Origin of the sequence: Bacillus sp. NEAU-CP5 (genome assembly GCF_026420705.1) — a bacterium.
In the GTDB taxonomy this organism is placed as follows: Bacteria; Bacillota; Bacilli; order Bacillales; family Bacillaceae; genus Bacillus; species Bacillus velezensis.
Window position 1 is genome coordinate 241,490 of the sequence record NZ_JAPMOV010000001.1, and the last position, 14,943, is coordinate 256,432.

Annotated in this window: 1 pseudogene; it reads right to left on the reverse strand. The window is 50.2% G+C overall.

The annotated features are described in order from the left end of the window. A pseudogene (locus OTK50_RS00810) lies at nt 1-14,929 on the reverse strand (amino acid adenylation domain-containing protein). Nucleotides 14,930-14,943: the final 14 nt, after the last annotated feature.

A 14,943-nucleotide genomic window follows, 5' to 3' on the forward strand; every position in this document is an offset into this window, starting at 1 on the left:
TTAAACCTCCACTTCATAGGTATCCCAGATGTTTGCCGCAGCTTTTTCGTTCGTTTCTTCTTTGTTGTCCGGCGAAATCAGCCGCTTATTTAATGCAGGCGGTGTTAAAGGATGGCGCTTGATTCGGCGCCCTTCGTCTTCCTGCCACGCTTCCACAATGACGTGGGCGTTTGTTCCGCCGTCGGCAAAGCAGTTAATTCCTGCCGCCGGTATTGGTGACGGCCAGTCTGCCAGAGTGCGGCTGAACTGAATATTGGCCTTTTCTCTATCAAAATGTGTATTTTCATGCTCACCTGATAAAAACGGGATAAAGCTCTTTTCTTTCAGCATGAGAACAACTTTTATGAAACTTGCAATTCCTTCCGCGCAAAGCGGGTGCCCGATGTTCGGTTTCACAGATCCGATTCCGAGCGGGCCGGCGTCTTTTGAACGGTAGACGGATTGAATGGCCTTCAGTTCTAACAGATCCGTCACGACCGTGCCTGAACCGTTCGCTTCAATATGAGTAATGTCTTCCGGCTGTTTTCCGCTTTTTTCAAGAGCCGTCTTCATGACGGATTTTTGCGCTTCCAGACTCGGCGTAGCCGGGCCGGCCGTTCTTCCGTCATTATTGACGGATGCCGCCTTCACTACGGCATAAATAGAATCTCCGTCTTCAATCGCCTGAGACACGGTTTTTAATAGAACCATTCCGACACCCTCGCCCAGCACGACTCCATCGGCGCGTTCGTCAAATACATGGAACGACTGCGCTTTACTTAATATGCCGCGCTGTTCAAATAATTTATGGGTTTCTTCTGATTCAAACAGGCTCACGCCGCCGACGACGGCCGCTTTTATTTCTCCTGTTACAAGAGCCTGCACGGCCATATTCATTCCGACTAAAGCAGAAGAACAAGCCGTATCGAGGACAACGCTCGGGCCGCGCATATCAAAGTATTGAGAGAGATTGGCGGCCAAATAATTCTGGCCAAGCGCGACGATCGGGTTTTTCGCGTCCAGCAGTTTCTCTTCACCCGGTCTGTGACGGCTGCGTCCGCCGAGATACACACCTATTGCTTCTCCCTTTATCTCATCCGGCGTATAGCCCGCGTGATACCACAGGTTAAGGCATTCTTCCAGAGCGGCCAAAGCTTGAGGGTCCATTGCCTTTACATCTTCTTCTGCCAGTAAAAAGAAGTCCGGATCAAATTGATTGATTCCGTCAAGCATTCCTGCGTAATAAGGCGTCTTCCACCCCCATCGTTCAGCCGGAACAGGACGGATAGCCGAACGGCCTTCAGCCAAAAGCGACCAGTACGCCTCTAAAGAAGCCGCTCCCGGAAACCGGCAGGACATGCCGACGACCGCGATATCTTCCCGGTGAATCTGTTTTCCGGCCGGCTCTTCTTGCACCTTAACGGCTTGTGTTTCAATCACCGGCTCAGCCGGCTTCTTCAGAACAGGCTCCGCCGCCGCCAAATCAAACCGTTCTGACAAAACTTCTGTATATCCTTCGAGAAGCCAATTTGCGAAAGATTGAATCGTCGGATATTCATACAGAATGGACGGGTCAAGCGATGCCGAGAGATTCCGATTGATCCGCTGCAGAAGCTGGGCAAGGATAATGGAGTCCACTCCGTAATCTTGGAATAATACGTCTGTCTCAAGCTGATCCTGGTCAATCCGCAGCTCTTCAGAAAATAATTCTTTCAGCCATTCTTCTGTTTTCCTTGTTAATTGAGCGTTGTCTGCGGCAGTATCAGCGGTTTTTTCCGCCGGTTTTACCATAGCCGGACTCATTGGCTGATCCTGCCTGCTCCGCCGCAGGAATCGCTCCGGCTTCCACAGCTTAGGATTCAGAACGGCCGGCAGCACCGGGCCCCTTGCTGATTCAAGAAGTATGCCGTCAAGGAGCTGTAATCCTTCTGCATTCGTGATGCTGTATAGCCCGCTCTCTTTATAAGCTTTGTTCGTTACTTCGCCCATTCCGGTTTCTTTCCAGTTCGGCCACTGAATGCTTACGATCGGCAGCTGCTCTTTGTATGAGTTTGCAAAATAGTCCATATACGCATTGGCCATGGCATAGTCGGCCTGTCCTGCCGAAAGCGCCGGTATCGCAGCTGACACGGAAGAGAACAAGACGAAAAACTTCAGCGGCTCTTCGCTGAGCACACTGTATAACGCCTGAAGCCCGTCTACTTTCGGCTCGAGCACGCGCTGTATGTCTTCATCGGTTTTTCTGATGAATGCGAGCGTCTCTTTATCGGTCACACCCGCGCAGTGAATCACGCCGCCGATAGGTCCGAGCGTCTGTTTTATCTGACTCAGTTCCTGTCTCAGCCCGGCTTCATCAGCTAACGGGACTGACAATACCTTCACTTGTACACCTTTGGATTCCAAGTCGAGAACAGCTTCAATTTTCGCTTTTACAGAAGCCGTCACCCCATTCAGTCCGCCTGTCCACTCACTTCGCGGCGGAAGGGTCTCACGTCCTGTAAGCACCAGTTTTTTCACTCCGTAATGTTCGGCAAAATGGCGTGCGCATAAAAGACCGATCCCTCTCGTCCCTCCGGTGATCAGAAGCACATGGTTGTCCGGAAAATCAATTCTCTCGCCTTGCATATTCATATTTTCTGAGCCGCTCAATACGGCGCGGTAGCGCAAGCCGTCCCTCCGGCAAACTTCCGCGTCATCAGTACGGGCATGAAACTCATCGGCAATCTGCTTCGCCAGTTTGTCATCAGAAAGCGCTCCTTCAAGGTCGAGATGCCTTGAAGACAGATGACCGTACTCACATGCCAGCATTCTGTACAGACCGGCCCGTTTTGCTCCTGTTGTTTGATTGGCCTCTTTATTTAATGACTCAAGGTCTTTCGTGACACAAAGCAGTGTTATCCCTTCTTTATGCCCATGCTCAATCAATTGCTGAAGCCATTTGATACCGGTCATATCTCCAGAAGCTTCTTCTTTCGCTGCGCCGAGAAGGTCGATGACTCCGCCAAACGCCTGCCAGTCATATACACCGGTAAGGTCTGATGTTGTGATAATACGGTGATTCGGCATATGCGCTGCAATCTCTTCTGCGAGAATGATCGTGTCCCCGCCTGTCAAAATCGCAACGGAACGTGCGCACGGTTCACCCAGTTCGAGCGGGCTCAGTTCCCATTGTTTCGTCAAAATACGTTTCATCCGTTCCTCTGTATGGACCTTCTTTTTGTCAGGATTCTCAGGCACCCAATACGTGTCTTTTGCGAACGGATAAGACGGAAGACTGAGTAAACGCGGCGTACCCTTTTCATACAGCCGGTTCCAATTCAATACGCCGCCTTTCACCCATACCTCTGCCAGCTTGGCGAATTTTCCTTTTTTAATCCAGGCGTCAATGACGATGTCCATATCTTCATCTGCCGTGAACAAGGCAAACGTATCTTTATTGCGGTGAGACTGGCCGGTATACAGCCCGGCGATGTTTTTCTCGTTTTTTGTAAATGCTTCCAGCTTTGTTTCCAATTCCGCCATCGTCGCTGCAAGAATGGCCAAGCGCTCTTCCATTTCGTCCCTTCCGATTTGCAGCGTATAAGCGACGCCCGCCAAGTCTTGATCTGTATACGGCGTTTGACGGATTGCTTTTTGCAGCTGCTGCGCCTGTTCAAACAGTTTTTCTTTTGATTTGGCGGACAAAAGGATGATTGCCGGATTTTCCGGGCTGTGCTCAGGCTGAGCGGCTGCTTTCGGGACATACTCTTCAATGATGATATGGGCGTTGACCCCGCCGATGCCAAATGAGCTGACCCCGGCCCGGCGCGGAATGGCGTTTCCGTTTCTATCTTTTGCTGCCGTCCATTCCTGATTTTCCCGCACGATGTAGAAAGGACTGTCATCAAGCTGAATGTACGGATTGATCGTCTCGCAATGCAGGCTTTTCACCAGCGTTTTGTGCTTCATTTGCAAAAGCACTTTCATGACGCCTGATACTCCCGCGGCAAGCTCTAAATGGCCGATATTGCTTTTGACCGAACCGATGCCGCAGCGGTGACCGGAGACTTCAGGCTCTTGATTTGTTTTCGCCAGCTCGTGAAACGCCGCTTTCAGACCATTTATTTCAATCGGATCGCCCAATTCCGTTCCTGTACCGTGCGCTTCAATATACGTGACGGTGCTCGGGTCCACTCCCGCTTTCCGATATGCTTTCACCAATAAATCAGCCTGCAGTTTCGGATTCGGCGAGGTTAACGTATTCGCCCGGCCGCCGTGGTTTTCAGCCGTACCGCGGATCACGCCGTAAATCGGATTGCCGTCACGTTCTGCATCTGTCAGTTTCTTCAGCATCAGAATTCCCGCGCCTTCTCCTCTGACATACCCGTTGGCATCTTTGGAGAAGGTTTTGCATTTTCCGTCTTTGCTGAGCATGCCTGCTTTGCTGTAGCTGATATGCGCTTCTTCCGTCAGAATCGTGTTGATTCCCCCGGCAATCGCCATGTCGCATTCTCCGTTTTCTATAGCGGATACCGCCCGGTGAATCGCCACAAGCGAGCTTGAGCATGCCGTTTCAATCGGCTCGCTCGGCCCGTGAAGATTTAACAAATAGCTCAAACGGTTCGGACCAATGGAAGGAATCATGCTGCCTGTCGCCGCATGTCCTTCCGGCGCAAGACCTGCCCTTGTGAACAAATCTTTATAACCAGTATTTCCGGTGCCGATAAAGACGCCCGTATTTGTGCCGGAAAGGCTTTCCGGCTTACAGCCCGCATCTTCTATCGCCCGCCATGCATAAGTCAATAACAGCCGCTGCTGCGGATCTAAATATTGGGCTTCCCGCGGTGAAATCCCAAAGAACAGCGGATCAAATTCAGCTATTCCGTCGATAAAGCCGCCCCACTTGATATTCGTTTTGTTCCCTTCAAGATTCGGGTCGCCATCAAACGCTTGCCAATCCCAGCGTTCTTTCGGAATGGTTGTGATCGAATCCTTTCCTTCTTTCAAATTGCGCCAAAATTCCTCTATATCCTTTGCACCCGGGAATCGGCCGCTGATTCCGACAATGGCAACCGGGTCCAAGCGTCGCGGCTCTTGTGTCGCTGCCGCAGCGTTCATTACCGTTGCGAAGCGCTTTTTCCGCTGCATTTTCGGTTTTTGGGCTTTTGGCTGCTCTTTTTTCGGAGACTCTTTCTTCTTTTCGCCGAAACGGCCCGGATGCTCTTTTGCCAAATATCCGGCGAGACCGCTGATCGTTCCGTACTCAAAGAAAATCGTCGGCGCCAGCTCCAGCTGATACGCTTCATTTAATTGATTCGTAAAGACGGTAAAGGATACGGAATCAAAACCGTATTCACTCAATTCCGTATCTGTCTCAATGTCCTCACGGTCAACTTTTAAAATGCCGCTTACCATGGCTGTCAAAGCGGTGTGAAGCGTTTGAAGAGATTCTTCTGCATCGTGTTTTTCTTCCGGCTGAGAAGGAAGGCCGGCTTCTGCCTCATCCGTCAAATACTCTGCTAAACTGCGGATCGTCCCGTGTTCGAAGAAGATCGTCGGCGCCAGCTCCAGCTGATACGCTTCATTTAATTGATTCGTAAAGACGGTAAACGATACGGAATCAAAACCGTATTCACTCAGTTCCGTATCAATATCAATCTCGTCTTGGCCGACTTTTAAAATTGAACTGACCAATCGGATAAGCGCACCGTGCCATTTGTCTCCCGAAACGGCGGATACAGGCTCTATACTCTGCACCTGCGGCTTTTCAGTTTCAGAAACAGATAGGAACGACTGTTTTAATTTTGCTGCGTGTCCTTCGGCTGCTAAAAGTTGCGGCTTTTCCTGAGCCATTCCTTCATAAAATGCAGCCAGGCCTGACGCCTTTTGAAGCGGAACCATGCCGAAAGCTTTTTTCATCATTTTCTCCGTCTCGTCTCCCGCCTGCATACCGCCATCTTTCCACAGCGTCCAGTTAAAGGCGACCGTTTTTCCGTGCCGAAGGCCATTCTCCGTAAGGGATTGCCTGTAAGCGGCGTATGCATCCATAAACGCGTTGCCGGCGGCATAATCAGCCTGCCCGACATTGCCGAGAACGCCAGAAACACTGGAGAACAATACGAAAAAGTCAAGATTGCAGTCTTTGCTGGCTTCATCTAAATAAGCGGTTCCGATGACTTTCGGGTCAAGTACTTCTCTGAACTCTTCCTTCGTTTTTTGCAGCAGGAAGCGGTCTTGTATCACTCCCGCAGCGTGAATAATTCCGTTAAGCTTTCCGAATTCCGACGTAATCTCTTTGATCAGCGCTTCATTTTCCCGCCGGTCTGCCGCATTCAGCTTTTTGTAGACGACATTTGCGCCGGAGTGCTGAAGCATAGCAAGCTCACGCTGTTTGGCTTCTGCCAGATTTGAGCGGCCGGTCAGAATGATTTTCGGGTGTTTTACGCGACCTGCGATTTCTTTTGCGAACATCAAGCCCAGGCTTCCCGCGCCTCCGGTAATCAGATATACACCTTCGTCCTTCCAGACGATGCCGCCCCCTGCGGGATGCATTTCTTCCCAAGCCTTCACATACCGTTTTTCTCCTTTATAACGGATATGTTTATCATGCGGCCGATGACTGTCGTTTTTCAGTTTTTGAGCGACAGCCGGCATTTCGCCGATTGATTCCATTTCGATGAGCTGACAGTCAAGTTTTCCGTATTCCAGCTCGGCTGTTTTTAACAAACCTGTTAACCCCGCAAACAATTGCTGGCTGCCGTCTGCTGAGATAACGGTCTGAATCAGAATGCGGCCCTGCCTTTTTTCGCTGATGATCCGCCGGATGTGTTCGGCGATTGTCTGCGCAAAGCTTTGGAAGCGTTCAGCGGCTGTTTCACCCTCACCTTCTGCAATCAACAGTTCGGCGTCTTTCAGGCCGGATGCCGCTTCATCTTTTATACGGCAGGCATCTTCACAAAGTATGATCAAATGCTCATCAGCATGGACAGAAGCTTTCTCGGATGCGGCGGCTTCTTTCCAGACCGGTGCAAACAAGACCTTTTCCGAGCCTGATAGCCGCTGAGCCGATTCTGCATCGCCTTCAAGCACTCTCGTAGAGAATCCTCTCACCTTCACGCAAAGCGCTCCTGTTTCGTCGAACAGGTCAATGTCGGCTTTCTGCACGGAATCACCGGTTTGATATCCATCGCTGAAACGTGCATGCGCCCGTATAGCCGGCGTGCATGCTTTGATGACTTCAAGATATTCCAACGCAAACGGCAGAATCAGCTTTTGTCCGGAAAACTCCTGCATAATGCAAATCGTCGCCGTCTGAATAGCCGAATCAATGATGCTCGGATGAAGTGTAAATTGTCCATTCGTGTGAGAAACAGAATCCGGAAGCTGTATGTCCGAGAGCACTTCTTTATCACCGATAAAGGCGGACTTAATACCTTGGAAATCTCTTCCATGGAACATCCCCCTGCTCCTGCCTTCCCGATAAAAGGCCGCCGGATCAAGAATATCCGCTTTGCATCTGTTTTGTATGGCAGAAAGGTCGGCCTCAGGCTCTTGTTCAGCCTTAATGATTTCGGCCCGTCCTTGGCTGTGCAGCACTTCTTCGCCGTCAGCGTTTACGCTGTAAATGTCATATGAGATGATGCCGTCCTCTTCAGGGAACAGCGCAATATGGACTTGGCGCTCTTGTTCGTGAACGACGATCGGTTTCATCCAGACCGTATGATGGAGCGTTATTCTGTCTTGGTCTTTTAATAAGCCGCCAAGCGCACGTTTTACCGCTTCATAAGACATTTCCAAATATGCCGCTCCCGGCAGCACCGCTTTTTCCCTGACCACATGATCCTTCAGGAAAAATTCTGAGCCTGTAAACCGTGAGCTGAACCGCTGAACGGCCAAATCTGACGTGTTTTGCTGCACGAGCGGGTGTAAAACTGAGACTCCGGTGTGTGCGGCAGATGTGTTCTTTTCTGCTTTTTTCGGCCAGTACGGCTCCTTTGCAAACGGGTAGACCGGCACGCTGATTCGTTTCGGATGCTTGTCTTTGTAAAGCTTGTGCCAATTGATGGCGACGCCTTTACTCCACATTTCACAGAGCTTCGGTCCTTTTCCTTTCGCAAGCCATTTCTCAATGAGTTCAGCGCTGTCATCATCATCAGAAAGCCAGGCAATATCTTTCGCCTGCTGTTTTTCTCCTCTGAAGCAGCCTGTTACTGCCGGCTTATCATTGATAAAATCGGCAAGCTGCCGCTTCAGCTCCGCAGTGCCGCTTGTGATAAAGGCCGCGCGCTCTTCCATCGCTTCCCTTCCGACTTGGAACGTGTAGGCAAGATCAGCGAGGTCTGTGTCCGTTTTTCTTTCCAGAAAAGCCAGCAGCTGTTTTGCGTACTCCTTCAGACGATCTTTTTTTCTGGCAGACAACGGAATGATGAACGGACCGGCAGCGTCTGCTGCTTCAGATGCATCCGGATATTGTTCAAAAATCGCGTGTGTGTTTGTCCCGCCAAGACCGAAAGAGCTTAAAGCCATGCGGTGCGCTCTGTTTTCACGGGTTAACTCTTTCTTTTCTTCCGCTACGTAAAACGGAGAGTCTTCTAAATGAAGATTCGGATTCGGCTCTTTGTAATTGATGCTCGGCGCGATTTCCTGATGATATAAGCTCATGACAACCTTGATGCAGCCCGCCATTCCGGCCGCTGTATCCAAATGCCCGAGATTTGTTTTGACTGAACCGATGCCGCAGTATTGTTTTTTATCTGTATATCGGCCGTACACCGATTGAAGTGCGGACAGTTCGATCGGATCGCCGAGTTTTGTTCCTGTGCCGTGAGCTTCGACGTACGCGATCGTTTCGGGATGGATGCCCGTCTGATCAATGACCTTCTGAATGACCTCAGCTTGTCCTTTGACGCTCGGCGCATAAAATCCGACCTTATCCGCTCCGTCGTTATTGACGCCGATTCCGCGCAGCAGCGCATAAATATGGTCGCCGTCCTTAACCGCATCAGACGCTTTTTTCAAGAGCACGGCGCCGGCCCCTTCACCGCCGATCATTCCGTCAGCATCCGCGTCAAACGCTTTAATATGCCCGTCGCTCGAAAAATTCAGCCCCGGCTGATGAACATACCCGGCGCTTGATTCCGTATGAAGGGTCGCACCGCCGACAAGGGCGTACTTGGCTTCGCCGGACTGCAGGCTTTGAAAAGCCGAATGCAGGCCGATTAACGAAGATGAGCAGTTGGCATGAACAAAATAGCTCGGCCCTTTCAACCCGAGTTTATGAGAAATCATCGTCGGAATCGTACCGCTTTGGGCAAGCACCCATGACACGTAGCCATCCGGCGTTTCCAGCTGTGCTGTCGTCTCCCCCGGCAGCAGGCTGCGGTACGAGTTCGTGCTGGCAGACATATACACGCTTGTTTCCGGAATTTCTTTGGAGATATACCCCGCATCCTCGATTGCCTTCCATGAATGGAGCAAAAGCATTCTCAGCTGAGGGTCCATATATTCCGCATCTTTCGGTGAAAAGCCGAAGAAACCGGGATCAAACATTTCTTTCCCCTCTAAAACTGATTTAGCCGGAACGAAGCCGGGATGATCAGCCAGTTCTTCAGAAATACCGAATCGGCGGAGCTCTTCTTTTGAAAAGAAGGTGATGCTTTCTTTGCCTTCTTTGATGTTATTCCAAAATTCATAATGATCTTTCGCTCCCGGAAACTCACAGGATATACCGATAACCGCAAGACTGTCCTCGTAATAATCGGGAAATTCTCCCGCCGGATGTTCCCGGTCTTCTGCATTCACTTTCTTTTGCGGTACAGGAGCCCAAACGGCTTCTTTCGGTTTTTGTTCAGCGATATACCGGCTGATGTCTTTTACCGTCGCGTATTCAAACAGCTCCGTTACACTGAATTCACAATCCAGTTCATGCGTCATCCGGTCAGTGACAGTCACGGCAAGAAGCGAATCTCCCCCCGCATCAAAAAAGCGGTCATCAAGCTCTATATCTTTGCTTTTCAATACATCCTGCCAAATCGCCAGTACCGCCTGCTGGATATGAGATGATGAAAATGTTTGTGTGTCCGGCTGCTTTTCCGTCAGATCGCGGGCAGCAAGAAGCTTGCGGTCCACTTTTCCGTTCGGTGTGAGCGGCAGCTCTTCAAGACGGATAAACGAAGCTGGCGTCATATAGGCCGGCAGCGCTTGCTTCAAATGATTGCGCAATTCCTTTGCAGACGGAAGCGGCTCTCCGTTTTTCCGGATATAAAACGCGCAAAGCTTTTCATTTCCGGAGTGATTGTTCACAACAACTACACTTTCCTGTACGGCCGGATGGGCATTCAGCCTGCTCTCAATATCTCCGGGTTCAATGCGGTATCCGCGGATTTTGACTTGGGTATCCATCCGTCCCATGTATTCAATGCGGCCGCCGGGAAGAAAACGCGCCATATCGCCTGTTTTATAAAGCTTTGATCCCAGTTCGAGCCGGTGGCTGACGAAAGCTTTATCTGTCAGCTCAGGCTTGTTGAAATACCCTCTTGCCAATCCGTCTCCCGCAATACAAAGTTCTCCCGGCACCCCTTCTAAAACAGGGTTGAGACCGGAATCCATAATATACACGCGGGTATTGGCGATCGGGCGTCCGATCGTAAGCGCGCTCTCATTTTCCGTTATACGCTGCACCGCGGACCAGATTGTCGTCTCTGTCGGCCCGAACATATTCCAAGCCTCGCTTTTCGTATCGAGAAACTGCTGCTTCAATTGTTCGCTAAGCGCCTCTCCGCCGCAAAGGATTTTCACTTTTTCTTCATTTGACCATCCGGAATGAAAGAGCATTTTCCACGTAAACGGCGTCGCCTGCATGATCGTCGGTTTGTACTCTTGAATCAGCTCTTTCAGCTTCCGTGCGTCTTTTGTGACTTCTGTCTTACAGATGTTGCACTCCGCTCCTTTGATTAAAGGAAGGTAAAGCTCCAGGGCCGCGATGTCAAAGCAATATGTCGTGACGGCAAGCAGTTTATCTTCGGACGAAAGCCCCGGTTCATTCGCCATCGAAATTAAGAAATTGGTCAGCGCCCGGTGCGGAATCATCACGCCTTTCGGTTTGCCCGTGCTGCCCGACGTGTAAATGACATACGCCAGATCGTCAGGTGTCACTAACCGCTTCAGCGACGTTCTTTCCGCGGCTGTACTTTCAATATGAGACCAATCGCGGTCAATGGCAGTGGTCTGCACGCCTCCCCAATTCAAAGAGTGCTCTAAATCAGCTGTCGGCGATCATATATTCCAATCTGTCAGCGGGATAAGAAGGATCAAGCGGCACATACGCTCCCCCGGCTTTTAAAATGCCGAGAAGGCCGACAGCCATATGCAATGATCGGTCTGTATAAATGCCGATGAGATCATCAGGGCCTGCACCGTGCGCCTGCAAATAGAGCGCCAGCTTCGTGCTTTTTTCATCAAGCTCACGGTACGTTAGCTGTTGCTGTTCATACACGACCGCACAAGCGTCCGGCGTTTCTGCCGCCTGACGTTCGAATAATTCATGGAAGCAGGCATCCGGATATTCACGGCTTGTTTCATTCCAAGTCTTAAGAATCATGTGCTCCTCTCTTTTTGTCATGAGAGAAACGTTCTCAAGCGGCGTATCCGGATTCGCCGTCAAAGCTTCAGCAGCCTGTACAAACTGGCTGAAAAGTCTGGCCGCCCCCGCTTCGTCGAATAATTCGGTGCTGTATTTAATCGTAAGATCCATGCCTGATGCTTCTTCCCACATTTCAAATACAAGATCATATTCCCCCTCCTGATGAATGTCTTTTACAAACTCACAGGAGAATTCCTTGTATTCATCAAGCATCGATTGATAGCTTGAATGCTGCAGAAAGTTCTGATAGAAAAAGGCATTGCTGAAAACAGGCGAACCGTTCTGCCGGGGGTTCGCATGCACATCACGCACCATTTTCGGAAACGGATAAAATGAGTGATCCAGTCCGTCCAGAACAGCATCCTGCACCTTTTGAACAAAGTCAGCAAATGTTTCTTTTCGTCCGGCTCTGCTCCGTATGGGAAGCATGTTGAGGAAATGGCCGACCACTCCGTCAAAGCGTTCTTCGGGTCTGACCATTGCAGGCATGCCTGTCACAATATCTTCCTTATCCGTATATTTGCTTAAAAGCACCATGTAACAGCTCAGCATGACGGTAGACAAATGAATCGAACGGGATGCGGCAAACGCCGTTATATTATTCAGCAGCCGTTCGGGAAGACGGCGTGTCAGCGTATCTTCTGTAAACTCCGGAATACTGCTGTCCGTGCGCATCGGCGGAAGCTGAAGGTCAGGCAGATCGCCCCCGAGCTGTTTCATCCAGTAAGCGCGGGCAGCTTTGCTTTCTTCACCCGCTAAATACCGCTTTTCCCAAGTTGCGAAATCGGGATGAATGCCGGGAGCGGCGGATGTAAACTCTTCTTTTTCCTCCAGCAGCGCCTGATAATGATCCATCAGACTGTGAATAAATGTAATAGATGAAATGCCATCAAACACGATGTGGTGAATGACCGTCAAAAGATAATGTTCCTCGGCGGATTTTGAAAGCAGCTGCACGCGCAGCAAAGGTCCGCCTTCTTTGGCAAACGGCTCTTTCACTTTTTTCCGTATCAGAGCGGATATTTGTGATTCATTGACGTCAGAAATATCTTCTTCCGAGAATACAAAAGGATCTGCCGCTTCTATGAAATATAACCCGCCGTCTGTTTCATTCACGGCGCTTTTGAGCATCGGATGCTGCTTTAATACGAGCTGAAACGCCTGTTTCAGTTTCTCTTTGTCGATTCCGGATGTGAATCGGAAACAGAGCGGGACATGGTATGCAGTCGTTTCAGGCGACATTTTCTGCAATGTCCACAGCCCTTTTTGGACTTCTGAAAGCGCTGGCGCCGTTTGCCGCCTCTCCCGTTCTGCTGGCGGTTCGGCTTTTTGGGAATGATGCTCCGCTGACATGTTTGCCGCTTTTTCAGCAGTATAAGCCGCTAAAGCGCCAATCGTCGGGTTTTTGTGCAGCTCTCTTGCCGTCAGCCGGATGTGATACGTTTTTTCAATTGATCTGGCGAGTTTCATCATCTTGATGGAATTGACGCCAAGACTTTGAAACGGCGTATTTGGATCAACGAGCTCATCTGCGATGGAAAGTTCCTCTTTCAGAAAACGGATAAAATCCCGTTCAATATCTTTCTCGGCAGAAGCGGTTTCTGAATTGCCGCCTTCTTGCCTGCTATTATGTAATGAATCAAATTGCCCTTGTTCGAATGAATGTTTCAGCTGAGTGCGCTGGATTTTCCCGATCGCCGTCTTAGGAATGTCTTCTTTTGCGACCGGAAGCAGATAATCAGGGGTAACGCCGATTCTCTGTGTCACGTGCTGGTGAATGTGATGAAGAAGCTTCGTCATGCGATTCTCATCCAACGGAACAGATGTCACAAAGAAAATCGCCAGCTCATCTGTCGTGCTTTGATTCGGCCGGACGGCGCATGCCGCTGTATAAGACGTTTCAATTTCCGGCAATTCCTCAACGGCTGATTCAATGGCATGGCTGTAATAATTCACACCATTAATAATGATGGCATCTTTCGTGCGCCCCGTTATCGTCAGGCGGCCTTCACGCAGAAATCCGAGATCTCCCGTTTCAAACCAGCCGTCTTCTGTAAAGACACTCTCATTTAAGTCCGGGCGCTCATAATATCCGCTCGTTACAGTCAGACCCGACACTTGGAAGCGGCCGATTTCTCCTTCTTCCACCACTTGATTGCGGTCATCCGTAATTCTCATATTAAATCCCGGTATCGGCAGACCGATCTCGACGAAACGATCATCGTCACTCGTGTTTTCCAGTGTAAACTCATCTGAGAAAATAACGCCCGAAGACGTTTCGGACATTCCCCATGCGGGACGGATGGCATTAGCCGGCAGACCGTGCGGCTCTAAAAGCTCCATAATTCTGCGTCCGACTTTCGCAACCGCGGCCTCCCCGCCGTTCAGCATGTAACGCATGGAAGATAAGTCCCATTTCCGCGTTTGAATCTCTTCTGCAAAATCGGCAAGCAGTCCAAAGGCAAAATTGGGGGCCCACGTAACCGAAGCGCGGTAATGATCAATCAGGTCGAGCCATTTTAAAGGGTCCATCAAAATGGATTCGCTCGGTATGTTGATTTCCTCACATCCGAGATAAACATCACGCAGATGAAGCATTCCGATGCCGCCGACATGGTCAAAAGGCATCCAGTTAAACGTGACATCCTCACTTGTATAGCCCTGCATCTGAATATTTCCTTTGACCATGCAGACGATATTTTCATGGCTGAGCATCACGGCTTTCGGCGTGCCCGTGCTTCCCGAGGTCAAAAGCAGCATCGCCAAATCTTCCGGACGGGGATGATGACAGTCCGTATCCATTTCGTGCGCACTGAGATCTTCTGCCGCCAAAGCGCAAAACCCGGAAAGCTCCTGCTCCTCCGCCCATTCAGTCATCTCCGGCAGCACGTCACGGCTTGTGATGACATACGGCTGATTCAAAAGCATCCAAGCGTCTTTCAGTTTTTGCGTCCCGCTGTTCATTTCTGTATAAGCCGGAGCGGCCGCAAGCGGAACCGGGATCGCTCCTAAAAAAACACAGCCCCAAAAAGCAGGAATCAACTGGGAATTGTCACTGAGCTGTAATATGACTTCATCCTGAGCCTTCACTCCTGATTGGCGGAGCCCTTTCACAATCGAAAGAGCGATCTTTTTCAGGCCGCTGTAAGTCTGGTACACTTTGGTGCCGTCAGGCTGTATATATGTGATGCCCTTTTGATCTCCCGCTGCCGCGGCGGTTTTGTGCAGGACTTCAGGAATCGTCATCGGCTGATCCGCTGAAAGCCGCAATGATTTTCCATAGCTGACAGATGGCTTGAGTAACCCGCTTGCCTTCATATCACTTTTCATAGAGCTGCCTCCAT